Source organism: Hyphomonas atlantica corrig., assembly GCF_000682715.1.
Lineage (GTDB): Bacteria > Pseudomonadota > Alphaproteobacteria > Caulobacterales > Hyphomonadaceae > Hyphomonas > Hyphomonas atlantica.
The window spans coordinates 102,414-126,301 of the sequence record NZ_AWFH01000012.1; the positions used below are offsets into that span (position 1 = coordinate 102,414).

23 protein-coding genes are annotated in these 23,888 nt (G+C 60.5%); 12 read left to right on the plus strand and 11 right to left on the minus strand.

Annotated elements, in window-relative coordinates; all coding sequences use genetic code 11:
- Positions 1–5: 5 nt before the first annotated feature.
- Positions 6–1,121 carry an acyl-CoA dehydrogenase family protein gene (locus tag HY36_RS07840; RefSeq protein ID WP_035550845.1) on the minus strand — a complete coding sequence of 372 codons (1,116 nt, stop codon included), beginning with the start codon at positions 1,119–1,121 and terminating at the stop codon, positions 6–8.
- A gap of 219 nt (positions 1,122–1,340) precedes the next feature.
- On the opposite strand from HY36_RS07840, the gene HY36_RS07845 reads away from it, so the two are divergent.
- Positions 1,341–1,934, plus strand: coding sequence for a hypothetical protein (locus tag HY36_RS07845; protein ID WP_035550848.1), 594 nt, complete (start codon positions 1,341–1,343; stop codon positions 1,932–1,934).
- On the opposite strand, the gene HY36_RS07850 is transcribed toward HY36_RS07845, so the two are convergent.
- Positions 1,911–2,303: a VanZ family protein gene (locus HY36_RS07850; protein WP_051602620.1), complete on the minus strand. Its 393-nt coding sequence runs from the start codon at positions 2,301–2,303 to the stop codon at positions 1,911–1,913. The two genes, HY36_RS07845 and HY36_RS07850, sit on opposite strands and share 24 nt — an antisense overlap.
- 100 nt (positions 2,304–2,403) lie before the next feature.
- On the opposite strand from HY36_RS07850, the gene pepN reads away from it, so the two are divergent.
- Entirely contained in the window at positions 2,404–4,980 is a 2,577-nt protein-coding gene (pepN, locus tag HY36_RS07855; protein WP_035550851.1) for an aminopeptidase N, read from the plus strand.
- 124 nt (positions 4,981–5,104) lie between these two features.
- Positions 5,105–7,489: a sensor histidine kinase gene (locus tag HY36_RS17780; protein ID WP_206741167.1), complete on the plus strand. Its 2,385-nt coding sequence runs from the start codon at positions 5,105–5,107 to the stop codon at positions 7,487–7,489.
- Here HY36_RS17780 and HY36_RS07865 read toward each other — a convergent pair.
- The 5 genes from HY36_RS07865 to HY36_RS07885 all read right to left on the minus strand — a co-directional run bounded on the left by HY36_RS07865 (position 7,486) and on the right by HY36_RS07885 (position 11,903).
- The gene (locus HY36_RS07865) at positions 7,486–8,088 is read right to left on the minus strand and encodes a histidine phosphatase family protein (protein WP_035550853.1); all 603 of its coding nucleotides are present in this window, start codon (positions 8,086–8,088) and stop codon (positions 7,486–7,488) included. The two genes, HY36_RS17780 and HY36_RS07865, sit on opposite strands and share 4 nt — an antisense overlap.
- A 6-nt stretch (positions 8,089–8,094) precedes the next feature.
- Positions 8,095–8,904 carry a 3-deoxy-manno-octulosonate cytidylyltransferase gene (gene kdsB / locus HY36_RS07870; protein WP_035550856.1) on the minus strand — a complete coding sequence of 270 codons (810 nt, stop codon included), beginning with the start codon at positions 8,902–8,904 and terminating at the stop codon, positions 8,095–8,097.
- A 9-nt stretch (positions 8,905–8,913) separates the two neighbouring features.
- A complete protein-coding gene (locus HY36_RS07875; RefSeq protein ID WP_035550859.1) occupies positions 8,914–9,360 on the minus strand; it encodes a hypothetical protein in 447 nt (148 codons plus the stop codon).
- 153 nt (positions 9,361–9,513) lie between these two features.
- Positions 9,514–11,544: a M56 family metallopeptidase gene (locus HY36_RS07880; protein ID WP_035550862.1), complete on the minus strand. Its 2,031-nt coding sequence runs from the start codon at positions 11,542–11,544 to the stop codon at positions 9,514–9,516.
- On the minus strand, positions 11,541–11,903 hold the full coding sequence (locus tag HY36_RS07885) for a BlaI/MecI/CopY family transcriptional regulator (protein WP_035550865.1): 363 nt from the start codon (positions 11,901–11,903) through the stop codon (positions 11,541–11,543). The genes HY36_RS07880 and HY36_RS07885 overlap by 4 nt, the downstream gene beginning before the upstream one ends.
- 178 nt (positions 11,904–12,081) lie before the next feature.
- Here HY36_RS07885 and HY36_RS07890 point away from each other — a divergent pair, with 178 nt between their 5' ends.
- From HY36_RS07890 to HY36_RS07900, 3 genes are all read left to right on the plus strand, one after another.
- Positions 12,082–12,819: a DUF4197 domain-containing protein gene (locus tag HY36_RS07890; protein ID WP_035550867.1), complete on the plus strand. Its 738-nt coding sequence runs from the start codon at positions 12,082–12,084 to the stop codon at positions 12,817–12,819.
- Complete coding sequence (locus HY36_RS07895; protein WP_035550870.1) at positions 12,819–13,799, plus strand: alpha/beta fold hydrolase; 981 nt, start codon at positions 12,819–12,821, stop codon at positions 13,797–13,799. The genes HY36_RS07890 and HY36_RS07895 overlap by 1 nt, the downstream gene beginning before the upstream one ends.
- A gap of 88 nt (positions 13,800–13,887) precedes the next feature.
- On the plus strand, positions 13,888–15,702 hold the full coding sequence (locus HY36_RS07900) for an SLC13 family permease (RefSeq protein ID WP_035550873.1): 1,815 nt from the start codon (positions 13,888–13,890) through the stop codon (positions 15,700–15,702).
- Between the two features lie 3 nt (positions 15,703–15,705).
- Here HY36_RS07900 and HY36_RS07905 read toward each other — a convergent pair whose 3' ends face one another.
- Positions 15,706–16,173, minus strand: coding sequence for a MarR family winged helix-turn-helix transcriptional regulator (locus tag HY36_RS07905; RefSeq protein WP_035550876.1), 468 nt, complete (start codon positions 16,171–16,173; stop codon positions 15,706–15,708).
- A 91-nt stretch (positions 16,174–16,264) separates the two neighbouring features.
- Here HY36_RS07905 and hppD point away from each other — a divergent pair, with 91 nt between their 5' ends.
- The 5 genes from hppD to HY36_RS07930 are packed head-to-tail and all read left to right on the plus strand — an operon-like array spanning position 16,265 to position 20,309.
- Entirely contained in the window at positions 16,265–17,362 is a 1,098-nt protein-coding gene (gene hppD / locus HY36_RS07910; protein ID WP_035550879.1) for a 4-hydroxyphenylpyruvate dioxygenase, read from the plus strand.
- The gene (locus HY36_RS07915) at positions 17,362–17,913 is read left to right on the plus strand and encodes a VOC family protein (protein ID WP_035550882.1); all 552 of its coding nucleotides are present in this window, start codon (positions 17,362–17,364) and stop codon (positions 17,911–17,913) included. Before hppD ends, HY36_RS07915 begins: the two co-directional genes overlap by 1 nt.
- Before the next feature lie 3 nt (positions 17,914–17,916).
- Positions 17,917–18,927, plus strand: coding sequence for a fumarylacetoacetate hydrolase family protein (locus HY36_RS07920; RefSeq protein ID WP_035550884.1), 1,011 nt, complete (start codon positions 17,917–17,919; stop codon positions 18,925–18,927).
- Between the two features lie 45 nt (positions 18,928–18,972).
- Positions 18,973–19,680 carry a CoA transferase subunit A gene (locus HY36_RS07925; protein ID WP_035550886.1) on the plus strand — a complete coding sequence of 236 codons (708 nt, stop codon included), beginning with the start codon at positions 18,973–18,975 and terminating at the stop codon, positions 19,678–19,680.
- Positions 19,680–20,309 carry a 3-oxoacid CoA-transferase subunit B gene (locus HY36_RS07930; RefSeq protein WP_035550889.1) on the plus strand — a complete coding sequence of 210 codons (630 nt, stop codon included), beginning with the start codon at positions 19,680–19,682 and terminating at the stop codon, positions 20,307–20,309. The genes HY36_RS07925 and HY36_RS07930 overlap by 1 nt, the downstream gene beginning before the upstream one ends.
- Before the next feature lie 8 nt (positions 20,310–20,317).
- On the opposite strand, the gene HY36_RS07935 is transcribed toward HY36_RS07930, so the two are convergent.
- A complete protein-coding gene (locus tag HY36_RS07935; protein ID WP_035550892.1) occupies positions 20,318–21,148 on the minus strand; it encodes a DUF1206 domain-containing protein in 831 nt (276 codons plus the stop codon).
- Positions 21,149–21,274: 126 nt separating this feature from the next.
- Here HY36_RS07935 and HY36_RS07940 point away from each other — a divergent pair, with 126 nt between their 5' ends.
- Positions 21,275–22,468, plus strand: coding sequence for an amino acid aminotransferase (locus HY36_RS07940; RefSeq protein WP_051602622.1), 1,194 nt, complete (start codon positions 21,275–21,277; stop codon positions 22,466–22,468).
- On the opposite strand, the gene HY36_RS07945 is transcribed toward HY36_RS07940, so the two are convergent.
- Positions 22,465–23,388, minus strand: coding sequence for a thioesterase family protein (locus tag HY36_RS07945; RefSeq protein WP_051602623.1), 924 nt, complete (start codon positions 23,386–23,388; stop codon positions 22,465–22,467). The genes HY36_RS07940 and HY36_RS07945 overlap by 4 nt on opposite strands.
- On the minus strand, positions 23,385–23,864 hold the full coding sequence (locus HY36_RS07950; RefSeq protein WP_035550894.1) for a transcriptional repressor: 480 nt from the start codon (positions 23,862–23,864) through the stop codon (positions 23,385–23,387). The genes HY36_RS07945 and HY36_RS07950 overlap by 4 nt, the downstream gene beginning before the upstream one ends.
- Between the last annotated feature and the right edge of the window lie 24 nt (positions 23,865–23,888).

Below are 23,888 nucleotides of genomic sequence, written 5' to 3' on the forward strand. Positions count from 1 at the left end.
CCTCCTTATGCGGCGTTCTTGTTTTCGAGGGTGCGGACGAGTTTCTCTTTCCACACTTTCGGGGCGCCGGCCTGAACGGCCAGCAGCTTGGCGCGGCGATAGAAGAGGTGGCAGTCCACCTCCCATGTGAAGCCCATGCCGCCATGAGTCTGGATGTTTTCCTTGGAAGCAAACCAGAAGGCTTCGCAGGCCGCGATACGGGCCGCAGCAGCCGCTTCCGGCAGTTCCGCTGCGCCGGTGGAGACCGCCCATGCACCGTAGAAACAGTTGGAGCGGGCCACTTCGTTCTTCACATACATTTCGGCCAGCTTGTGCTTGATAGCCTGGTTGCCACCAATCGGACGGCCAAACGCGTAGCGCTCTTTTGCATAGTCCGTCGCCATTTCCAGCGCGCGGGATGCTCCGCCCAGCTGTTCGAAGGCGAGCAGCACAGCGGCGTGATCCAGAATCTGGTCGTTCAGCATTTCGCCGTCGCCAGCGTTTCCGAGGCGTGTGGCCGGGGCCTTGTCGAAGACGATCTCGGCATGGCTGCGGGTCGGGTCCAGCGTCTGAAGCGTCTTGCGGGTAACGCCTTCACCGGTCAGGTCCACGAGGACGAGGCTTGCGCCGGAGCCTTCCTTGGCCAGCACGACGGCATGTGTTGCCACATCGCCATCGGTGACAGGCACTTTCGTGCCGGAGAGGGTGGAACCGTCGAATGTGGTTTTCAGATTGGCCGCAGTCGGATTGCCGGGGCCTTCGCTGGCGGCGTAGCAGCCGACGACGTCACCGCTGACGATGCGGGGCAGGACATCTGCCTGTTGTTCGGACGAGCCAGCGATCTTCAGCGCTTCGGTGAAGAAGTAGACGGTCGACGCCCACGGCACCGGCGCGAGGACGCGGCCCATCTCTTCTGCCAGTACGCAGACTTCCAGCAGGCCGAGGCCAAGGCCGCCATGTTCTTCCGGAATGGCGGTGCCGAGCCAGCCCATTTCGACGACTTTTTTCCAGACGTCGGCATTGTGGCTGACATCATCATCGTTCAGGACCAGACGGACAGCCGTCATCGGGCATTCGGATTCCAGGAATTTCCGGGCTTCATTGCCGAGGAATTTCTGGTCTTCGGAAAAGTCGAAGTTCATGTCGCTTGCGCTCCCCTTGCTGGCCGTTGGGCCACTCTATTTTCTCCAATGACCGAGAAAATAGCGCGCTTTACGTGCGCGGAAACCCGTCACCCAACGGAAACGCCTGAATCCACTTTGGATTGGGAAAAATGCGGGTTGCGTGAAATTTGATCGTTCCGCTTCACGGCCCTGAAAGACCCGGATGGCATTTACCGGCGTTGAGATCGGGAGCTGTTGATGGCCAAGGCCGTATTTCACAAGGCGCAGCGCGTCTTCGTAAAGCCCGTAGGAACCTGGGCGTTGATCGAGCAAGTCATTCCCCATTGGGTGAAGGACGTGGACGAGCCCCTGCGCGTTACCTATGAGTGCGGATTGGGGCGCAGCTTTCAGGCGCATGAACTGTCGGCTGACGACACGTCACCGACTGAAACGCGCCCGCACCGTCCCGAGAATGACGAGATCATGCTGGAGCACTGGCATATCGTGCGGCGCAAGGCGAAATGGCGCGCGCGCATTGGCGGGCCGGACCTCAGCGAAGTCGGAACGTTTCCGGTTGTTATCACCGATGAGGAAGACCTGAGCGGCTGGCGTGTGTCAGGCAGTGAGTATGACCGCGACCCGCAGCGCATCGAACATCAGGCGCGCATGATTGCCTGCACGCCGGACCTGTTGCAGACGGCGCGGCAAGTGGCGGACCAATATGAAGAGTCCCCTGACGCGTTTCCTCCAGAGTTGAAAACTGTCGCGCAGCGTTGCGCCTCCATCCTGCGATTTGTCTATGAGCTGGACGAGGAAGACGTAAAGCATTCAGCGACGGTCGCCGCCGAATAGGCGCCAATCCCCCCGCAAGAGCGTGACGATTGCGAGGCCGATGATCGCGCCCGCCACATTGGCTGCAATGTCGAGCCAGGATCCCTCTCGGCCTGCATCGCCCATCATCTGCGCAATTTCCATCGTCATGCCGTAGGTCGCCGCGATTGCGAAACCGGCCAGCACGCGCGCTTTGCCAATTCCGAATGCAACGCCCAGCGGGGCGGCGAGGGCGGCATACGCGACGAAGTGTTTGATCTTGTCTGAAAATTGGGGGGCAGGGGCCTCGGTGGCTGGGATGAGTGACAGGTAGCAGATTGTCGCCGCGATGATCAGCGCCGCCATCGCAGCGAGTATCCGCAGGGCGGGATGGGTGAGCAGGGGCGTCATATATAAATCCGGCTTTCTGCAAGCTACTGGGCGCTGGCCCTCGACGTTGCCAGTGCAAATCCCTAACTGGAAGACTGGAATTCTGTTTGCCGGAGAAAACATGCGCACTGAAGCCCCCGTTGCCGTCCAATTGTCCGATTACACCGCCTATCCGTTCGAAATCGAACAGGTGGACCTCAGGTTTGACCTTCACCCGGACGCGACTCTGGTGCGGGCGGACCTCAAGATCCGGCGCACGGGTGCCGCGGACGCCGCACTGGAACTGGACGGGGAAGCGCTGGAGCTGAAATCCATCGCAATTGATGGCGCGCCTCTGCCGGAGAGCGCCTATGAGCTGACCGAAAGCGGGCTGACCCTTCAGGACGTGCCGAATGCCTTCACACTGGTGACGGAAGTCGAGATTGCGCCATCGAAGAACACGGCCCTTTCGGGCCTTTACATGTCCGGTGGTCGCTTCTGCACGCAATGCGAAGCCATCGGGTTTCGTCGCATCACCTTCTATCCGGACCGGCCAGATGTGATGAGCCGCTTCACGGTACGGATGACGGCGGACAAGGAAACCTACCCCATCCTCCTGTCGAACGGGACGCCGGGCGAAACGGGTGATGTGGATGATGGACGCCACTTCGCGGTGTGGGATGATCCGCACAAGAAGCCTGCCTATCTCTTTGCGCTCTGCGCGGGGGATTATGATGTCTATCGCGACCAGTTCACCACGATGAGCGGCAAGGTGATCGACCTCGCCGTCCATGTCGACAAGGGCGATGCGGACCGTGCTGCCTGGGCCATGGACAGCCTCAAGCGCTCGATGAAGTGGGATGAGGAGACCTATGGCCGGGAATATGATCTTGGCGTGTTCAACATCGTGGCCGTGCGGGATTTCAATTTCGGCGCCATGGAGAACAAGGGTCTGAACATCTTCAACTCCGCCTATGTGCTGGCCGATGAAGCCAGCGCGACGGATGCGGATTTCGAAGCCATTGAGAGCATTGTCGCCCACGAATATTTCCACAACTGGACGGGTAACCGGATCACTTGCCGTGACTGGTTCCAGCTGTGCCTGAAGGAAGGCCTGACAGTCTTCCGTGATCAGAACTTCTCTGCCGACATGCGCTCGCGTCCGGTGCAGCGGATCAAGGATGTCATCCGTCTGCGCGCCCGTCAGTTTGCCGAAGACGCAGGCCCGCTGGCGCATTCCGTGCGGCCTGAAACCTATGGCGCGATCGACAATCTCTACACGGCAACCGTGTATGAGAAAGGCGCTGAAGTCATCGGTATGCTGCGCCGGATCCTGGGCGAGGAAACCTATCGCAAGGGCATGGACCTTTATTTTGACCGCCATGACGGACAGGCGGTCACGATCGAAGATTTCTATGCCTGCTTCGAAGAGGTCAGCGGCGATGATTTCACCCAGTTCCGCCTCTGGTATTCGCAGGCCGGAACACCTGAAGTAAGCGTGGAGGAATCCTGGAACCCGGAAACCCGCGAAGTGGCCGTGACGCTGAAACAGCGCGTGCCGGCAACGCCGGGCCAGACCAACAAGAAACCCATGCTCATCCCTATGGAAATGGCCCTGATTGATGATGAAGGGAACATGGCCGAGTGGATTACGCTGTTCGAAGATGAAGAACTGACGCTGACCTTCGACCTTCCCGAAGGATCGGAGCGTCCGCTGGTATCCATCAATCGGGACTTCACAGCGCCGATCCGCCTGAAGCGCAATCTGGACCGTGAAACGCAACTGGCAATGATCCGTCTGGAGACGGACCCGTTCAACCAGTGGGACGCCGTGCAGGCGCTCGCCAAACAGGAAATCCTTGCTTTGTCCGAAGGTTCGCAGGCCGAGCCAGACGATGCGCTGGTCGATGCGATTGCTGCGGCTGTCACCGGGGCATCGGATGATCCGGCCTTTGCTGCGCTGCTGGCGCGCTTGCCGGATGTGAATGAATTGTTCCTTGAGCGCCAGCCCGCTGACCCTGTCGCGCTGGATGCGGCGCGCAAGAAGCTTCAAGCAGCGCTCTATGGCAAGCTGAGGCAGTTCGCCGACAGCGTGTTGGGTGAATCATCGACGCAAGCCTATGATCCGGGGGCAGAGCAAGCAGGCGAACGCGCCCTCCGCACGGCGCTGATTGGTCTGTTGGCGGCGTCTGGCGCGGATGAGGCAGGCGACCGTCTCCTGTCGCTCTACAAGGCCGCGACCAACATGACCGAGAAACTGGCCGCGCTGCGCGGGCTGGCCGGTCTTGACGGCGAGGCTCGCGAGACGGCGCTGGCGGACTTTGAAGCAGAATGGACGTCCAATCCGCTCGTCATGGACAAATGGTTCGGCGTGCAGGCCGGGACAGGCGATGCGGCCACCATCGAGAAACTCGCGGCGCATTCCGCCTTCGATTTGCGTAATCCGAACCGCGTACGCTCAGTCGCAGCGGCTTTCGCGATGCAGAATTTGGCCGGTTTCCATGCCCCGGATGGTTCCGGCTATCGTGTGGTCGAGGATATCATCCTGAAAGCTGACAAGGTGAACCCCGCGCTTGGCGCTCGGCTTCTGACCGCATTCGAACAATGGCGGAGCCTGGAACCAAAGGCCAAAGCGGAGGCAGAGGCCTGCCTGCGCCGGCTGCAAGCTGCTGATTTGTCAAAGAATTCTGCCGACATCGTTTCACGCGCGCTTGGCTAGGGACAGAATCACCCCGGCTTTGGGTTAACGAATTCTTTCTCTTTGTTAAGAATTGCGCAACAATTACGCCCGAGAAGCTGAGTTTAGTCTTGGGTTTAAGATAAATTGGCGCGCACAGAACATGGTGTCCCACTCGGTCATCCCTGGTGATACGGACGCCGCGACAAAAGGAGTCGCGGAGCCTGACCGACGTCGCCTGAAATGGACCGTTGTCGCCATCATTCTCCTGTTAGCCGGTGCGCTGGGCCTGAAGGCCTGGGATGAGCGCCAGACCGCCGATGAGGGCTTGCTGGCCGCGCTGGAGGCCAAGGCCAGCACGGTCGCTGCGCGCCTGGTCGGTCATGCGGGCACGGCAGAAATGGCGATGCGCCTGATCGAGGATACGGGCGCGTCCCGAACGACTGTTGCATCGGCGACGCCGGGCGTGGATGTGGTGGCTACGCTTCAGGATGCACGACGGGCCCCCGCCGACAGCCGACTGGCCGCCGCTGTGCCGGTGGCTGAAACCATGCTGGCGAACGGCCACGGGATCGGCCTGTCGCGTCAGGGAGACCTGATTGTGGCCACGAACTCTCCCGACGGGGAGATCATTCTGGCAATGGCGCCGGTGGGCACATGGCTGCCTGCCAGCAGTGGGCGCGATGGGATATTTGTAACGGATGGCCAGTTCAGCGCCGGTACGATGGTGCCCGGCTTGTCCGGCATGCGCCCAGCGACCGGGTTTCGCGCGCTGACGATGCTGGACCGCGCCGCGACAGGATGTGCCCCGGTCTCCAATAGCGGATTGATGGTATGTTCCAGTCGGACGATGCCCTTGTTTACGCTGGATGATTTGATCCAGTTACTGATCTTTGGCCTGTTGCTTGCCGCGCCGATGCTGGTCATTCTGGGCCTGATGAATCGTCTCTCGGACTCGGCAGATGCATCGCTGGTCGAGCGCGCAAATGAAGCGGAAGCCGACCGGTTCATGAGTCCGGTCATGCTGGGCGTGCGCGCAGGGTATTGGGAATGGTCAGACGATTCCAGCGCGGTCTATCTCAGCGACGCGGCGTCTGAACTGATGGGCATGTTCGGGGATGGCGTGATCACCGTCGACGAATTGCTTCAACAGGTACATCCGGAGCACCAGGCGCGCGTACAGGAGGCCTTCCGCGTTGGCTACAAGGATGGCTGGGTGCAGACTAGCTTCGTGACCAGTTTCCAGCCGCCTCGCTGGATGGAGTTGCGCGGAAGCGTCACCACCAATGCGCAGACCGGTGCCAATGTCTATGGCGGCGTGCTGCTGGATATCACTGAGCGCAAACAGGCAGAAGATCGCGTCAAGGCTGCCGAACGCCGGTTGCGCACGGCGATTGAGGGCTTCAACGGGCCGTTCGCACTGTGGGACAATCGCAAGCGGTTGTTGTACTGGAACCGGGCGTTTGCCTCGGATTTCCAACTGGAAGAAACATTGCGGCCCGGCATGGCGCACCATACGGTCGCCATCGCGCGGGCGGGGGCCTTGCGGGCTGAGCATCCGTCTAAAGAAGATGAGCGCGCCGTCGTGCTGGAGCTGAATTCGGACCGGTGGATCAAACTGGTCGAGCGCCCTACGCTGGATGGTGGCCTGCTGTCTGTCGGCGTGGACGTGACGGAAAATGTGCGCAACGAAGCCGAATTGAAAAAGCAGAAGGCGCAGATGCAGAAGACTGCGCTGGAGCTGAAACGCTCAGAGGGGCGCGAGCGGGAGCTTTCCCGGAAGTATTCCGAGGAAAAGGCCAAGGCCGAGCATGCCGCACACACAAAATCAGCCTTCCTGGCCAATATGAGTCACGAGCTGCGCACGCCCTTGAATGCGATCAACGGCTTCTCCGAGATCCTCTCGAACGAGCTGTATGGCCCGATGGGGGATGAGCGCTACAAGGGGTATGCGCAGGATATCCTGACATCCGGACAGCATCTCCTGGACATGATCAATGACATCCTCGACATGGCCAAGATTGAAGCGGGCAAGATGACGATTGATCCGCAGCCGATCGACCCGGTGGACCCGGTCGATGCCGCGGTGCGCATGATCCGCCGCAAGGCCGAGGACAAGCAAATAGAGATGAAGCTCGACTCACAGCCGAACCTGCCGGAGATCGATGCAGACCACCGCGCCATTCGCCAGATGGTGCTGAACCTTGTTTCCAATGCCATCAAGTTTACGGATGCGGGCGGCAAGATCACCGTAACTGTCGAACAGCGGGGGCCGGAAATCTATGTCGGCGTCACGGATACCGGCATCGGCATCCCAGCGGAAGACCTGCCCCGTCTGGCAACGCCGTTTGAACAAGTTTCCGGCACCAAGGACCGGAACTATGAAGGCACCGGGCTCGGCCTGGCGCTGACCAAGTCTTTTGCTGAAATGCATGGTGGACGGATGATCATGTCATCCATCGAAGGCGAGGGCACGACAGTTGCCTTCACCCTGCCGATTACCGGCGCGCGAGAATTGGTTGACGAGGCCAAGGCGCGCGACGTCGCCTAGGGGCGGCAATTCCATTCTGTGATGCGTGATCCGGCGGGCGTGATTTCGACACTGCCCCACGCGCCGGTTTTCAGTTTTCGGTCCAGCTGCTCCGGCTGGGCGTCTACGACATCCGGCAGAAAACGCGCAATGCCGTTGGATGTGACAATCAGGGCGGTGTCGTCTGCGCCGAGTTCTGCTGCGCGCGCGAGCAGTCCGCGCCATCCATCGCGCAGCGCATCACCACCGACGAGCCAGCCATCAGGCGGCGTCGCATCGCGTTCCCAGGCTTCAAGCGCGGTCTCACCAATGCGGGCGAGCACTTTGTCTTCTGGCTGGTTTTCGTCCGGGCCGTAGTCAACTTCTGTCAGGAAAGGCAGGACGATCAGGGCAGGGGAATTGGTGCGCATGCCAATTATCGCGCGTGCCGTCTGGCGTGTACGGGCAAGGGGGGAGCAGAACGCCGCGACAAAGTGAGTGGCGTTGAACTGCGCGGCCAGCGCGTCCGCCTGTGCCAATCCGGAGGAGGACAGCGGGAGATCCGTCCGCCCACCAACACGGGTGACAGTATCGCCCTTGTCGAATGTGTTGCCATGCCGAACGATGATAAGCCGGGCCATAAACGATTAATCCTCTAGCGGATCGCCATGCTGCGCGATCAGGCGTTCTGCCAGTGCAACGTCTTCTGGCGCATCAATGCCCGGTATGGCGATGGCATCCGGCTCCACTTCGACACATTGAATGCTCATGCCGTTTTCCAAAAACCGCAACTGCTCAAGACCCTCCAGAGTTTCATAGTGACCCTCCGGCAGTTTCACATATCTCCGCAGCGCATCCAGACGGTACGCATAAAGACCAATATGACGACATACGGGAGACATGGGGCCAGCTTCCCGTAGCGCGGCTTCCTTGCGGATCGCTGGAATCAAATTCTTTGAAAACCAGAGGGCGCGGCCGGATGTGTCGTGTGCCAGAGTTGTCCCAGAGAAGGGCGTGGTCTTCTTGTGCGCGCGGAAATCGTCAAGGGCCTGCCAGGTGAGGCGGACATAGGGCGTTGCCGCATCAGCGCCGGATTGCGCCGCCGCCTTTGCCACGGCCACAACATGGGAGGGCGGCGTGAACGGGGAATCGCCTTGTAGATTCACGACGACTTCCGGAGACACGCCCATTGCTTCCACTGCGGCCAACGCCCGGTCAGTGCCGGAGGGCACGTTGGGATCTGTCATCACCACATCAATGCCGAGCTCTCGGCAGTGTTCGGAGATGCGAGTATCATCGGTCGCGACTATGCTGGCTGCGTCATCCAGCTTCGCAGCAGCACGGGATGCCATCGCAGCGACACGGCTGACCATTGTGCGACCGGCAATCTCAACCAGCGGTTTGCCGGGAAAGCGGGTGGAGCCATAGCGGGCGGGAACAACAATCAGCGTTTTCATGGCCGCGCTTTACATGACCTGCGAAGAATTGCCCACCTCATCTTCACGCAATTGTTGCATCAGGCCGATAATTGGCGCGACCCATTGCAACGCCTCCTCGTCGACGCCTTCATCGCGCAGGAAGCCTGTCAGCGCAGGGGCGAACTGTTCGCTTTGCCCGCACTCTACGAGGGCAAGTTCCAGTTCCGGCAGCACGACATTCTGAAAACTGTCAGCAAAATTCTGCAGGTCGTCAGTACGTGACATCAGGCGCATCGTGGCAAACGTGTTCAAATCGCCTTCATCATTGGTGATACGCTTCAGATCATTGATCAGACCGCGATTGTCGGAGGCAAATTCGCCCAGGATGTGGTCTGTCTTGTATTCCACCCATTCCTGCGTGCAGGGTTCTGGTGCGGTGACGCAGGCGGCGAGCGGGCAGGTGGCAAGTGCAAACGCGGCGATCAGGCGGTTCATGGGCGTCCTCCGATGTGTTCCCACAGGCACCCTAATCCCGGAGCCTGTCGGCGCAAGACGGCCTGCTCAGCGGCAAGAAAAAACCCCGGCGCAATGGGACCTGCGCCGGGGGCTTCCGCCTATGCATTCCGTGCAATGCGCATGCGGAATCTCTTATTCGTCGGATTGGTCGGTTTCGATCGTGATCGTGTGGGTCGATTTGGAGTGAACCTGCTTCTTGAAGGCCTTTTTCTCCGCGGTATCGAGCTTGTCGCTGTCGAGCACCGTTTTGATCGTGGCCTTGGCAGTCAGGGCACCCTTGCCGCCTTTGACGCAGGCGATCTTCACCTTCTTCGCCGCGCCATCATCAGTCTTTTTCTCAAGGATGCGGGTTTCACCGGTTGCGAGATCAGCCGTGCGGCATTCCTCCACCAGATCTGTCAGGGCGATATGGGTGTTTTCGATCTGGTCCTCGAAATCATCGCCATAGGCGAGGTCGATCTTGCGTTCGAGCTCGTCAGCATGCATTTCGATGCGGGCTTCGAGCATGGCGATCTTTGGCTCCAGATTGCGTTCCCAGGCATCGGCCTGCGCCTCGGCCCGATCCGCCATCGCTTCGGCATGCATCTCCCATTTCTCGGCCTGTCTCTCGACATTCTCGGCCCACGCTTCCCATTCTTCTTCCGTCTTCGGCATGGTTTCTTCGGTGAAGCTGACGGCCAGTTCCATCTCGCGATTGAACTGTTCGTTGAGGCCGTCGAAGGCGAGTTCGATCACCGGCATGGACTCCACGAGCTTGTTGATCTGAGCCGTCTCGGCTTCGATTTTTGCTGTGAGGACTTCGATCTCACGCTCGATGTTGGGGTTCTTCACATTCACATTGAAGGGCTCGCCAATGATCACGATCTGACGATCCTCGACCTGCTCGCCATCGACATAGACTGTGCCGCTGTCCACGCGAAGGCTGCTGGAAGATTTCAGCTCACGGAAATCTCCAGGCGTCGGAGTCTTCGGGGGAGTGGGCGCAGCGCGCGGTTGGTCCGGCATCGGTGCGCCAGCGAGTTCTGCCATGTCGACCGTGTTGTCGACTTCCGCAGACGCGCAGGCGGAGGTTACGAAACCCGAGCTGAGCAGGGCCGCGCTTCCCAGCAGTCCGGAGATTCCAGCGCCCATGAGGCGGCGGGAGCGGGATGGGCTGGGCGTGGTCATGCGGATCATTCTTTCCTTGAGGGCGTGGGTCAGCGGCAGGCTGGCCGCCGCGGTCAGGCGCTCCGGCAGGGCGAGCTGCACAGCCTTGAGGAGCGTTTCGCCATAGGCGTGCGGCGAGGACGCGCCGGATTTCAGGACATCACTGTCACACGCGGCCTCCTGGTCCGTGCGGAAGGCGCGGCGCGCCATGTATGCCAGCGGGTTGAACCAGAGCAGGGCGACAAAGATTTCCGAGACTTGCAAGGCCCAAAGGTCACCGCGCTTGATATGGGTCATCTCGTGGGCCAGTGCAGCGCGTTGCTGGCTTTGGGTGTAGTCGTCCTCGAACCAGGCTGGCAGCAATACGGTTGGACGCAGCAAGCCGGAGACGAGGGGGCCTGACGAGATGAAGCTGGTGGAGACCTTGGGCATCTTCTTCATGCCAACCTGACGGGCGACCTCCTCGGCGAGACGGGCGAGTTCCGGAGAGGGGGCCATTTCCTCGCGGCGCAGCGTGTTCATGAAGCTGTGGTGTGCCCAGCTGCTGCGGAGGATCATGTATAGGGCTCCGCCAACCCAGACGGCGAACATTGTGCCGAGCAGCAATCCGCCGAGTATCGGATCGGACACTTCCGGGAATGCCACGAGACCGGGTGCGCCATCGAGTAGGGGGCTCGAATCGACCGGGCTTGAGACAGGCGGAGCCCCGACGACATGAGTTACGGTGCCTACAGGTTCAGGTGAGCGAAACAGTGCAGGGGCAACTTCAGCCGTCCCGGCCGAGGCAGGCATCGGAGTCTGGAAGAACTCGAAGAAACCCGCCAGCGGCGAGGGCATGGACAGGGGAGGCAGGACCAGTCGGGCGACCGGAATGGCCCACAGGGCATAGGTGACGCCTGCGCCGAACTGGCGGGCGACATGCTTTCGCGCAACCAGGATGAGGGCGATGAGGATCGACACCGCGATAATGGTCTGCGCGGCGTAGCCGATGTTGAGGCTGTTCAGGTCGAAAATCATTTCTTCAACTCCCCCAGAAGCTTTTCAAGTTCCGCGATGTCATCAGCGGTCAGGCCGCGTGTATCTGCCAGGTGGGCAACCAGAGGGGCGGCACGTCCGGAAAAGACCTGATCGACAAACTGACGCGCGGCGCCAGCCTTGTAGGTGCCTTCCTCAATCAGCGGAAAATAGAGATAGCGCCGACCGTCTTCCTGGGTGCTCAGCGCGCCCTTCTCAACCAGCCGGGCCAGCAGTGTTTTGACAGTGCGGCTGGTCCAGTCTTTCTCGGATCCGAGCGCGTCGTGAACGTCCGCGGCGGCGAGGCCGGGCTGTTTCCACAACACGGCCATGACTTCGAGTTCGGCGTCAGAAATCTTCATATGTAGAACCCCTCTCTGGACTACAGGTGTAGTCGTAAGCGATGACTACATTCGTGGTCAACAAGTTTTCGATGACACATTCGTAAGGTGCAGATCGTCGCAGGAATCCGCGCTCGTGTGGCTTCTATTCGGGGTCGCAGTCGAGTACGGTCCTCTGAATAAAGTGGAGGAGAAGGCCATGAAGCGTGTAATGATTGCGGCGATTGCGGTGGCAACCTTGCCGGCAGGTTGCGCGACGACGGGCAGCTCTGGCGATTTCGGACGCGTGCTGGGCGAGGTACTGAGCCAGCAGACGGGCGACAGCTCCCTCACTCAGGCGGAGATAGATGCGGGCCTGCGCGAAGCCTTGACGGTAGGCACGAACCTTGTCGCGGCGCAGCTGGGCCAGACCAATGGGTATTTCGGGGATCCTGAAATCCGCATTCCCCTGCCGAAGACCTATCGTGATATCCAGTCCGGCCTGTCCCGCGTCGGGGCAAGCGGCCCGTTGGACGATCTGGAACTGCGGATGAACCGCGCCGCTGAGGGCGCTGTGCCGGAGGCGAAGACGCTGGTGCTCGGCGCGATCCGGCAGATCACGATTGAGGATGCTGTGCGTATCCTGAACGGTGGAGACACGGCGGCGACAGATTTCCTGCGCGCGAAGACCGAAAGCCAGTTGCGGGCTTCGTTCACGCCTTATGTCAGATCTTCGCTGGCAGAGGCGGGGGCGTTTACGTCTCTTGAACAGGTGGCCAATAGCTATGGCGTTGGCGGCGTTACCACGACGCTTCAGAATGATTTGACAGACCATGCTGTGTCGCTGGGTCTGGATGGGCTGTTCCACTATGTGGCCCTCGAGGAGAAGAAAATTCGTGAGAATCCTGTGGCTCGGACGACGGAGCTGTTACGGCGCGTCTTTGGATCGAGGGGCTGATGCGTCGCTTTACGTATGAAGCCAAAGCCGGCGGAGAGATGGCCGGCATCGAATTCGGTGATCCCATCAAGCCCTTTTCGGCGGTGTGGCTGCACGCAACCGGATTCAACGGGATGACGTATCAATCCCTGCTGGCCCCTCTGGGCCTGCGCCAGCGCGTTGCAGCGCTCGATATGCGCGGTCATGGCCGCACGACGCTGCAGGCAAAGCCGGGTCAGATGAAATCCTGGAAGCGTCACCGCGATGATGTGATTGAGTGGCTGGAAAAGGAAGCGCCGCATGGCGTGATCCTGGCGGGGCATTCCATGGGCGGATGCGTTGCGCTGATGGTGGCGGGCAAGCGCCCGGACCTGGTGAAGGGCCTGATCCTGGTTGATCCGGTGATCATGTCGAAATCGATCTATTTCTGGCAGCATATGCTGACGCCGATTTCCTTCCTGATGCCGAAGAACGGCATGGCGCGGCGGGCGAAGAAGCGCCGGGCGGAATTCGGCACATTTCGCGAAGCGCTGGAATCCTATACCGGTCGCGGGGCGTTCAAGACGTGGCGGGAGCCTTTTCTGGCGGACTATCTTCTGGATGGGATCGAGCGGGTTGACCACAATCCGATCGACAGTGACGAGCAGACCTGGCGTCTCTTGTGCGAGCCGAAATGGGAGTCGGCCACGTTCGCGGCTCAACGCAACCGTCCGTGGAGCGCGCTCCGGCGGGTGAAGAAACACCAGATCCCGATGACCATTTTGCGGCCAACGAGAGATTCCGTGATCACCGACAAGGTGCGGGCAAAGCTGATCCTGACCTATCCGGCGATGATGATGAAGGCCGTGCGCGGGACGACGCATTTCCTGCCGATGGAGGCGCCCTATGAAGTGCGCGATCAGCTTTCCGCCTTTCTGGCGCGGCTGGTGGAGCGGTTCACGCTGGAAGAGGACGCCTTCGTGGAGCGGTCGTTGAAGGTGCGCCGGCGCGGCGCGCGATAGGGCGGGGCAGTCCTCAGTTTAGAAAAGATCAGTGGTGGAACATTCGGCAAGCGTGTAAAGGTTCGCGGTTGACATTGGAGCTGACCCCATGCCGCTTGATATCCTGGCTCTGCCGGGGGTGGAGATCGCCATCGTGCTGTTGCTCGTGGCGGTTGTGTTTTTCGGCTTCATCCGGGAAATCCTGCCATCAGATGTGGTGGCCTTGCTGGCAATGGGCGCTTTGCTGCTGACAGGCATTCTGTCGGTTCCGGAAACGCTCGCAGTCTTCTCCAACCCGGCACCAATCACGATTGCGGCCATGTTTGTCCTGTCTGCTGCGCTGGAGCGCACAGGCGTGATTGATGCGGCGGGGCGGATGGTGACGCGGCTGGCCGGGCGTGCGTCGCCGATTGTCGCGATGCTGGCCATGATGTGCGGCGTGATGGTTCTGTCGGCGTTCATGAATAATACGCCGATTGTCGTCGTCCTCATTCCGGTCGTGATTCAGTTGGCGCGCAGTTTGGGGGTCGCGCCATCCAAACTGCTGATCCCGCTTTCCTTCGCCGCGATCTTTGGCGGTACGACAACATTGATCGGTACGTCGACAAACATCCTTGTCGATGGCGTGGCGCAGGAAGCAGGGCTCGCCCCCTTCGGCATGTTCGAGATCACCGCCGCTGGAGCTGTTCTGGCATGTGTGGGTGCGGCCTATCTGGGGCTCGTGTCGCGCTTCCTGCTTCCGACGCGGGAGTCATTGATCGACATGTTGCCGGATGCCACGAAGCGGCGCTTCCTCGCGCAGATCCTGATCCCGCTCGGTTCCCCCTTGATTGGCAAAGCCATTTCCGAGACCGGATTTAGCGCCGAGAAAGGGTTCAAGGTGATCGACGTGTTCCGCGATGGCCTGTCCCTCCGGGCGGAATTGCGTGACCTGATTATCCAGGCAGGGGACCGGGTGGTCTTGCGCTCGCCCGTATCGGAAGTCCTGACCCTGAAGGAGGCCGGCAGCATCGCAATCGGCGCATCAGCCAGCGATCTCCGCCCGGCATTCGAGCCGATCCAGACAAGCGAGACCGTGATCATGGAGGGCGTGATCGGGCCGCAATCCCGCCTGATCGGGCGGTCCCTGACGGGCCTCGGCCTTGCGCGCCTTTATGGCGTTTACGTGCTGGCCATTCATCGGCGCGGAGAGAATGTCACCAACACACAGGACATGCGATTTGATGTCGGGGATACGGTCCTGCTTGAAGGGCCAGCGCGCGGGATGCGACAATTGTTCGATGACGGTATTCTCAACAATCTGACCGAGACGACCGAACGGGCAATCCGGCGCGCCAAGGCTCCGATTGCGATGGTGGCACTGGTAGCGGTGATGGGGCTGGCGGCGCTGGGCGTGCTGCCCATTGCGGCGCTGGCCCTGATTGCGGCAACGGCGGTGGTTGCGCTTGGCTGCCTGGACCATCAGGAAGCCTACCGGGCGATCAGATGGGACATCCTGATGCTGATTTTCGGCATGTTGGCGCTGGGGCTGGCCATGGAGAAGTCTGGCGCGGCAAGCCTTCTGGTCGGGCATCTGGCAGAGGTGACCGCCGGGTTTGGCCCGATCGCGGTGCTGGCCGTACTGTATCTCGTCACATCCTTCCTGACCGAAATCATGAGCAACAATGCCGCTGCGATCCTGCTGACGCCAATCGCCATCGGGCTAGGTGCACAGCTTGGTATTGATCCGCGCCCTTTTGTTGTGGCGGTAATGTTTGCTGCCAGCGCCAGCTTTGCCACGCCTATCGGGTATCAGACGAATACGCTGGTCTACAGTGCAGGGGGATACCGGTTCTCGGACTTCCTGAAGATCGGTGTGCCGTTGAACCTTGTGATGTTTGCGGCCGCCATGATCGTCATTCCGATCTTCTGGCCGCTGGGCTGAGCACTACCAGAGTTCCCGGTCGGGGGAGGCGGCATCGGCCAGCTTGCCCATCAGGCGCTCAAGCTCCTGCTGCTCGTCTTCGGTCAGGGCGCCGGACAGCTTCTGCTCTTCCGCCAGGGCGATTGGGACAATGAGTTCATAGACGTCCCTGCCTGCAGGCGTGAGGAAGAGCTGGGACCGTCGGCCATCGGTTTCGGACGTCTTGCGCTCCAGATACCCCATCTGAATCATCGCAGCGATGGCTCGGCTGACGGCAACCTTGTCCATCGCGGTCAGCTGGCCGATCTCGGTCGCGCTGATGCCGGGCCGGTCGCCGACGACGGCCATGACCCGCCACTGCCAGATCGACAGGCCAAACTCGCGATCATACAGCGCCGCAATCCGCGTCGAGATCGTGTTCGACAGGACAGACAGCCGGTAGGGCAGGAATTCGCGCAGGCGAAGCAGAGAGACATTATCGGAATCGGGCATGTCCTATTGATTGAGGGTTGCGCGCGTCGTGTCAATTAGTTACATATGAAACTAATAGTACTCATCCCGATATCACGATTGGAGCGCGCATATGGCAGACCTGTTTGAGAACCCCGCCGGCCTTGACGGATTTGAGTTCATTGAGTTCTCCGCACCGGAAAAAGGCGTGCTGGAGCCGGTATTCGAGATGATCGGCTTCACCAGGATTGCCCGTCACCGCACGAAGGATGTTGAGCTGTGGCGTCAGGGTGGCATCAACCTGATCACCAATTACGAACCGCGCTCTGCCGCTTGGTATTTCGCGCGAGAGCACGGCCCCTCCGCCTGTGGCATGGGCTTTCGGGTGCGCGATGCCCGCAAAGCCTACCAGCATCTCCTGGCGCAGGGCGGCGAGCCCGTGAACGTCAATACCGGGCCGAGCGAGCTGCACATTCCGGGCATTCGTGGCATCGGCAATTCCATCATCTATCTGGTCGACCGCTATGGCGACGATCTGGATATTTACGACATCGACTTTGAATACCTGCCGGGCGTGGACAAGCACCCCGAAGGCGCTGGCTTCAAGCTGATCGATCACCTGACGCACAATGTTTATGGCGGGCGGATGAAGTATTGGGCAGACTTCTACGAGAAGCTCTTCAACTTCCAGGAAATCCGCTATTTCGACATCAAGGGCGAGTATACCGGCCTGACCTCCAAGGCGCTGACGGCGCCGGACGGAAAGATCCGCATTCCGCTGAACGAGGAAGGCGAGGGCGGCAAGGGCCAGATCGAGGAATTCCTGCGCGAGTACAATGGCGAGGGCATCCAGCATATCGCGCTGATCTGTGATGATCTCTATGCCTGCTATGACCGTCTGAAAGAGCGCGGCGTGCCCTTCATGACCGCGCCGCCGGCGACGTATTACGAAATGCTGGATGAGCGCCTGCCAGGGCATGGCGAAGACGTTGAGGGCCTGAAGGCCCGCGGCCTGCTGCTGGACGGAACGACCGAGGGCGGCGAACCGCGCCTGCTGATGCAGATCTTTGCGCAAGCGCAGATCGGCCCTGTCTTCTTCGAGTTCATCCAGCGCAAGGGCGATTACAAGGACGGCTTTGGCGAAGGCAATTTCAAGGCCTTGTTCGAAAGCATGGAACGTGACCAAATCCAGCGAGGTGCATTGAAGGTCGAGGAAAAGGAGGACGCGTAATGACTGCTCCCGCCCCCCTGAAAGGCGTTCACCACGTTGCCTATCGCTGCAAGGATGCGAAGGAGACGGTGGAGTTCTATCGCGATGCGCTGGGCATGGATTTCCAGCTGGCCATCGCCGAGGACAAAGTGCCGTCGACCGGCGCGCATGACCCGTACATGCATGTCTTCCTGGATGCCGGAAATGGCAACGTGCTCGCCTTCTTCGAGCTACCGACCCAGCCGGATATGGACCGTGATCGGAACACACCGCAATGGGTGCAGCATATCGCGTTCCGCGTCGGCTCTCTGGACGAGTTGATGGAAACCAAGGCACACCTTGAAGGCATGGGGCTCGACGTGCTGGGCCCGACGCATCATGGTATCTTCAAGTCGATCTACTTCTTCGACCCGAACGGCCACCGCATCGAACTCGCTGCCGACATCGGCACACCAGAGCAGATGAAGCAGTTGAAAGACGTTGCCCAGCCTATGATCGACGAGTGGAGCACGACAAAGAAAGCGCCGAGGCATGCGGCTTGGCTACACGAAAAAATCGCAGACGAAAGCTGAACCATGAAACTCGCTACACTGAAGAATGGCGCCCGTGACGGGCGTCTCGTTGTCGTTTCGAAGGATCTGACTCGCTACACCGACGCGGCAGGCATAGCGCCAACGCTGCAGGCGGCGCTGGACAAATGGGACGTCTACGCCCCGAAACTGCAACAGCTGGCCGAGCAGGTGGAGCTTGGCAGCGTGCCGACCGCACGTTTCCACGAGCATGATTGCGAAAGCCCGCTGCCGCGTGCCTATCAGTGGGCGGACGGGTCGGCCTATATCAACCATGTCGAACTGGTGCGCAAGGCGCGCGGCGCCGAAGTGCCGGAAAGCTTTTATGATGATCCGCTGATGTATCAGGGCGGCTCTGATGCCTTTCTGGGCCCGCGCGATGCGATTCCGCTGGGTGACATGGCATGGGGCTGTGACATGGAAGGGGAGATTGCGGTCATCACCGATGACGTGCCGATGGGCGTCTCTGAGGCCGATGCCGCCGGTCACATCAAGCTGGTCATGCTGTGCAATGACGTGTCCCTGCGCGGGCTGATCCCCGGTGAACTGGCCAAGGGCTTCGGCTTCTTCCAGTCCAAGCCACCGAGCGCGTTCTCGCCGGTTGCGGTGACGCCGGACGAACTGGGCGACGCATGGAAAGACAGCCTCGTGCACCTGCCGCTGCGCGTGGACCATAATGGCGAGCCTTTCGGCCGCGCCGAGGCCGCAGAAGACGCCACGTTCAGCCTTGCGCGTCTGGTGGCACATGCGGCCAAGACGCGGCCCCTGACGGCTGGCACGGTGATCGGTTCCGGTACGGTGTCCAACAAGGGCGCCGATGGTGGCCCCGGAAAACCTGTCAGCGAGGGTGGTCTCGGCTATTCCTGCATCGCCGAAATCCGCATGATCGAGAAGATCGCCACCGGAGACTTCAAGACACCCTTCATGTCCCCCGGCGATACGGTTCGGATCGAGATGTTCGACAAATCGGGCCATTCGATCTTCGGAGCGATTGAACAAACCGTCGAGCAGGTCTAGAACGTCTGCTGCACCGCAGCATGACCAAGGGGAGGCCCGCACTTCATGGCGAGCAAGATATACAAGACGGCCGCAGACGCGCTGGATGGCGTATTGTTTGATGGCATGACGATTGCCGCTGGAGGCTTCGGCCTGTGCGGCATTCCGGAACTGTCCATTGCAGCGATCCGGGACGCTGGAACGAAGGATCTGACGGTTTATTCCAACAATGCCGGCGTGGACGATTTCGGCCTCGGCCTTCTGTTGCAGACAAAGCAGATCAAGAAAATGTGCTCGTCCTATGTGGGCGAGAATGATCTGTTCATGCAGCAATATCTTTCCGGCGAACTGGAGCTGGAGTTCAACCCGCAGGGCACGCTGGCCGAGCGCATGCGCGCCGGTGGCGCTGGCATTCCGGGCTTCTACACAAAGACCGGTGTTGGCACGCTGGTGGCCGAAGGCAAGGAAGAGAAGGTCTTCAATGGCGAGACCTATATCCTGGAAGAGGGGATCTTCGCAGACCTCGCCATCGTGAAAGCCTGGAAGGCCGACACGACTGGCAATGCGATCTTCCGCAAGACGGCCCGCAACTTCAACCTGCCCGCCGCGACTTGTGGCAAGGTCTGCGTCATGGAAGTCGAAGAGATTGTGGAGCCTGGTGAACTGGACCCTGATGCGATCCACCTGCCGGGCATCTACGTGCACCGCTTGGTGCAGGGCGAGTTCGAAAAGCGAATTGAACAGCGGACTGTCCGCAAGAAGGAGAGTGCCTGATGCCCTGGGATCGCGATCAGATGGCGGCGCGGGCCGCGCAGGAACTTGAAGACGGCATGTATGTGAATCTCGGCATCGGCATTCCAACGCTGGTGGCAAACCACATTCCGGAGGGTGTGAACGTCACGCTGCAATCCGAGAACGGCATGCTGGGCATGGGGCCGTTCCCATTCGAGGGCGATGAAGATGCCGATTTGATCAATGCTGGCAAGCAGACGATTACGGAGCTTCCGCAGTCTGTCTACTTCGACAGCGCGACCAGTTTTGGCATGATCCGGGGTGGCAAGATTGCGATGGCGATCCTTGGCGCGATGGAAGTGGCCGAGAATGGCGATCTCGCAAACTGGATGATCCCCGGAAAGCTCGTCAAAGGCATGGGCGGCGCAATGGACCTTGTCGCCGGAGTGGGCCGGGTTGTTGTGGTGACCGACCACGCCAACAAGCGCGGCGAGTCCAAGGTGCTGAAAGAATGCACACTTCCGCTGACAGGGCTGGGCGTGATCGACCGGATCATCACCGATCTCTGCGTCATGGATGTGGTTGAAGGGGGTCTGAAAGTCGTCGAACTCGCGCCCGGCGTGACGTTGGATGAGGTGAAATCCAAGACCGAAGCAACACTCGTCGAATAATGCGGAGCCTAGCTGGTAGGTGAGGCGAGCGTCTTGAGCGTGTCGCCTGCCAGCCGCGGCACGATGCGATAGCGCGCCATCACGAAGCAATAGACGGCAAATCCCGCCAGTCCTGCTCCGGCAAGGGCCAGCAGGATGCGCCCAAAGGCTTGGGTTTCCAATATGCGAAGCGCTTCGCCGAGCCCTGCTGCACGTTCCGGGTTGGCCGAAATGCCTGCCCACAGGATCAGTCCTCCGACGATGAGCAGGACGAAGCCGTGCGCAGCGAGGCCGAAGCGCACGGCGGGCTCCAGCTTCGGGGCCATCCCCTTGCGGACAATGTCTTTCCGATAAGCGGCCTTCCAGGATTTGATGAAGAGGTAGATGGCGACGCTAAGCGTGGTGATACCGGCAGCGATCACAATGAGGCGTCCTGCGGGATGCTGCATCAGCGTGGCGCTCCAATTCTCGGCCGAGGAATCTCCGCCGCTCGCCTGCGCGCCTTTCATGAGGATGATGATCGCCGAGATGCCGAGTGCGGCATGGGTCAGGCCAGACATGATCTGTCCGGCGCGATTGGCGTAACCCTCCAGATCGTCGCCTTCATTCTCCAGGTCGAGCACACCATCCACAAGCCGCCAGAGCGTGTAGGCGAAAAGCCCGGCCGCCGTGACCCCCAACAGGATAGATCCCAATGGCTGGCGGATCAGGAAATTCAGCGCGCCAGACGTGCCTTCGGCCTCGCCGCCATTCAGCGCCGCAAAGAATGCCAGGCCGCCAACGATCAGGTAGACCACACCACGCGCGCCATAGCCTGCGCGCATGAGCCATTCGATCGCTGTATTGGCATGGTCAGTCATTCCGGTCCTTTCCGCGTCTGACAATAAAAGCCGCTGCGCGACAATCGGTTCCCGTTGAGGCGGTTGCCGTGACGTCGGCAAATGCATAGGGTCCGCCGCGACTTCCCAGAAGAACGGACCTCCGACATGTCACAATTCTCGACCCTGACTCCGATGCCCGCAGACGCGCTGCTGGGCCTGATGGCTGCTTATCGCGAAGATATGCGCGCGGAAAAATTCGACCTAGGTGTTGGTGTCTACAAGAATGATGAGGGCGAAACGCCGGTCATGTCTGCGGTCGCCAAGGCCGAAGCGCTGATCCTCGAATCCCAGACCACCAAAGTGTACGAAGGCCCGCGCGGCAATCCGGACTATTGCGCTGCCATTGAGGCCTTTGTGTTCGGGGAGGGCGCAGCCGCCATTACAGAAGGGCGCACATTGTCCTTCACCGCGCCGGGCGGCTGTGGCGCGCTTTTCCTCGGTACGGGCCTGATGAGCCGTATGGGCGTCAAAACCGTCTGGGTGTCGAACCCGACCTGGCCAAACCATCCGAATGTCGTGCGCTTCATGGGTCTTGACGTGGCGGAATATCCCTATGCCGATCCGGAAACGGGCGAGCTGGACCTTGCGGCCATGATGGCCGGAATCGACAAGGCTGAGCGCGGCGATGGCATCATTATTCAGGGGCCTTGCCACAACCCGACCGGCATCGACCTGACGGTGGATGACTGGAAAGCCGTTGGCGAACTGGTGAAGAAGAAGGGCCTGTTCGCGATGTTGGACGTTGCCTATCACGGCTTCGCCAAAGGGCTGGATGAGGACGTGAAGGGCGTGCGTGCCTTCATCGATGCGGCCGGCGAGGCGCTGATCTCCTATTCCTGTTCAAAGAATTTCGGGCTCTATCGTGAGCGAGCCGGGTGTTTCCTCGCGGTGGGAGAAACGGCCGAAGGCATCGCAGCCGCGTCGACGCATGTGGCGGCGCTCGCCCGGGCCAGCTATTCCATGCCGCCGGCACATGGCGCGGCCATCGTGGCCACTATCCTGAACAATGCTGAACTGCGCGCAGAGTGGGAAGCCGAGCTGACCCAGATGCGCGAGCGGATGATTTCCCTGCGCAAGGCGCTTGCGGACGCGCTGGTCGAGAAGACCGGGTCCAACCGCCTCGGCGCAGTGGCAAACCAGAACGGCATGTTCAGCCAGTTGCCCTTGTCCAAGGACGGGATTACGGCGATGCGCGAAAAGAGCGGCCTTTACATGCCGAACTCCGGACGGATCAATATTGCAGGCCTGAACCTGAAAGACATTCCGACCATCGCGGACATCATCGCCAGCGAAGCCTAGATTTCCAGCCCCGGTGCGGCCATCTCGCTCAGCCCCCGGATCATGTCCGGCGGAGCAGGGATGGCCTTGCGGGCGTCAAGGTCCAGCGTGATCGCCGTTGCCTGCATGGTGGCCCAAGGCTTTCCGTTGGCGGGATTCATCATCCAGTGAATCAGGTTGTGCGTCTTGCCCTGCGCTCCGCCGAATGATGTGTAGAGTTCGTACAGATCCCCGGCCACGGGCATGTCATGATACCGAAGCCGGTATTCCAGAACGGCAGCGCCCATGCGCAAATCCCCGGCGGACTCGGCAACCTTCTTGCGCCAATTGTAAAGGATGTTCGGAACAGAATCCGATGTGCGGCCCAGCATCCAATAGGGATACATGTGGCCATGCACGTCGAGATGCTGAGGTGGCACAGCGCCGCGCCCGGCCAATGGTGCGCCGACCTGCTTTACGCGGTCCAGCGTGATCTCACTGTGAGGCAGTCCGGGGGCTGACATATCGATTGAGCGCGGTGCGGATTCTTCTGGCGCGGTATCTGTAACGTCGGGAATGGCCTGCCGCGTTCGGGAACTCCACGGGAAGGGTTTGCGCATGGTCGTGTCGACATGCAGCACACGTGTTCGCATGCAGGCGGCCAGGCTGCCATCGCCGTGGCGCAGTTCTTGATAGATCAGCGCGTCATCTTCGCCGGCTTCCAGAACGCAGCCATTCATGGTCAGCGGCCTGCCGGGCAGAACCTCCCGCACGAAGCGGATGTGCTGGTCTACCGGAATAATGGTCGACGGTGAATTCGCCCGGAAGGCGTGCGGCATGCCAAGGCTGGGCGCGAATGCCGCGAGCCCTTCCACCTGCTTCTCGACATAGACGCGCACATTCATGTGCCCCATCTCGTCGCAATCCCACTGATTGCAGCTCCCCCTCCACAATGTGATCATGCAGCGCAATCCCGGCAGGTGCCGCGAACTTCGATCACGGCGCGCGTCATGGTGAAGCCGGCCGCTTCGGTTTCGGCGCGCAGGGCCTTGTTGGTCGAGGTTGCGTGCAGCTCTTCTGCGGCGTTGCAGGAATTGCAGATCAGGAACACGGCTGAATGATTGTGGCTGGCATGGCCACAGGCCACATAGGCGTTCAGGCTTTCGATCTTGTGGGCGAGACCGGTTTCCTGAAGGAAATCAAGCGCGCGGTAGATGGTTGGCGGTTTGGCAGAGCCTTCTCCGTCCAGATTGTCCAGCAAATCATACGCTTTCGCCGGTTCCGGGCTTTCCAGGAGCAGCCGGAGCACCTTGCGGCGAATTCGCGTCATTTTCAGTCCGCGACGCGCAACCAGCGTCTCTGCTTCGTTCAGGAAAGCGTCCACATCCTGCGGGCTGCAGGGCGTATTCGCGTGAAGAGGTGTGTCTGCGTGGGCCATGGCCGCAATGTCGTGTGTTTTGCC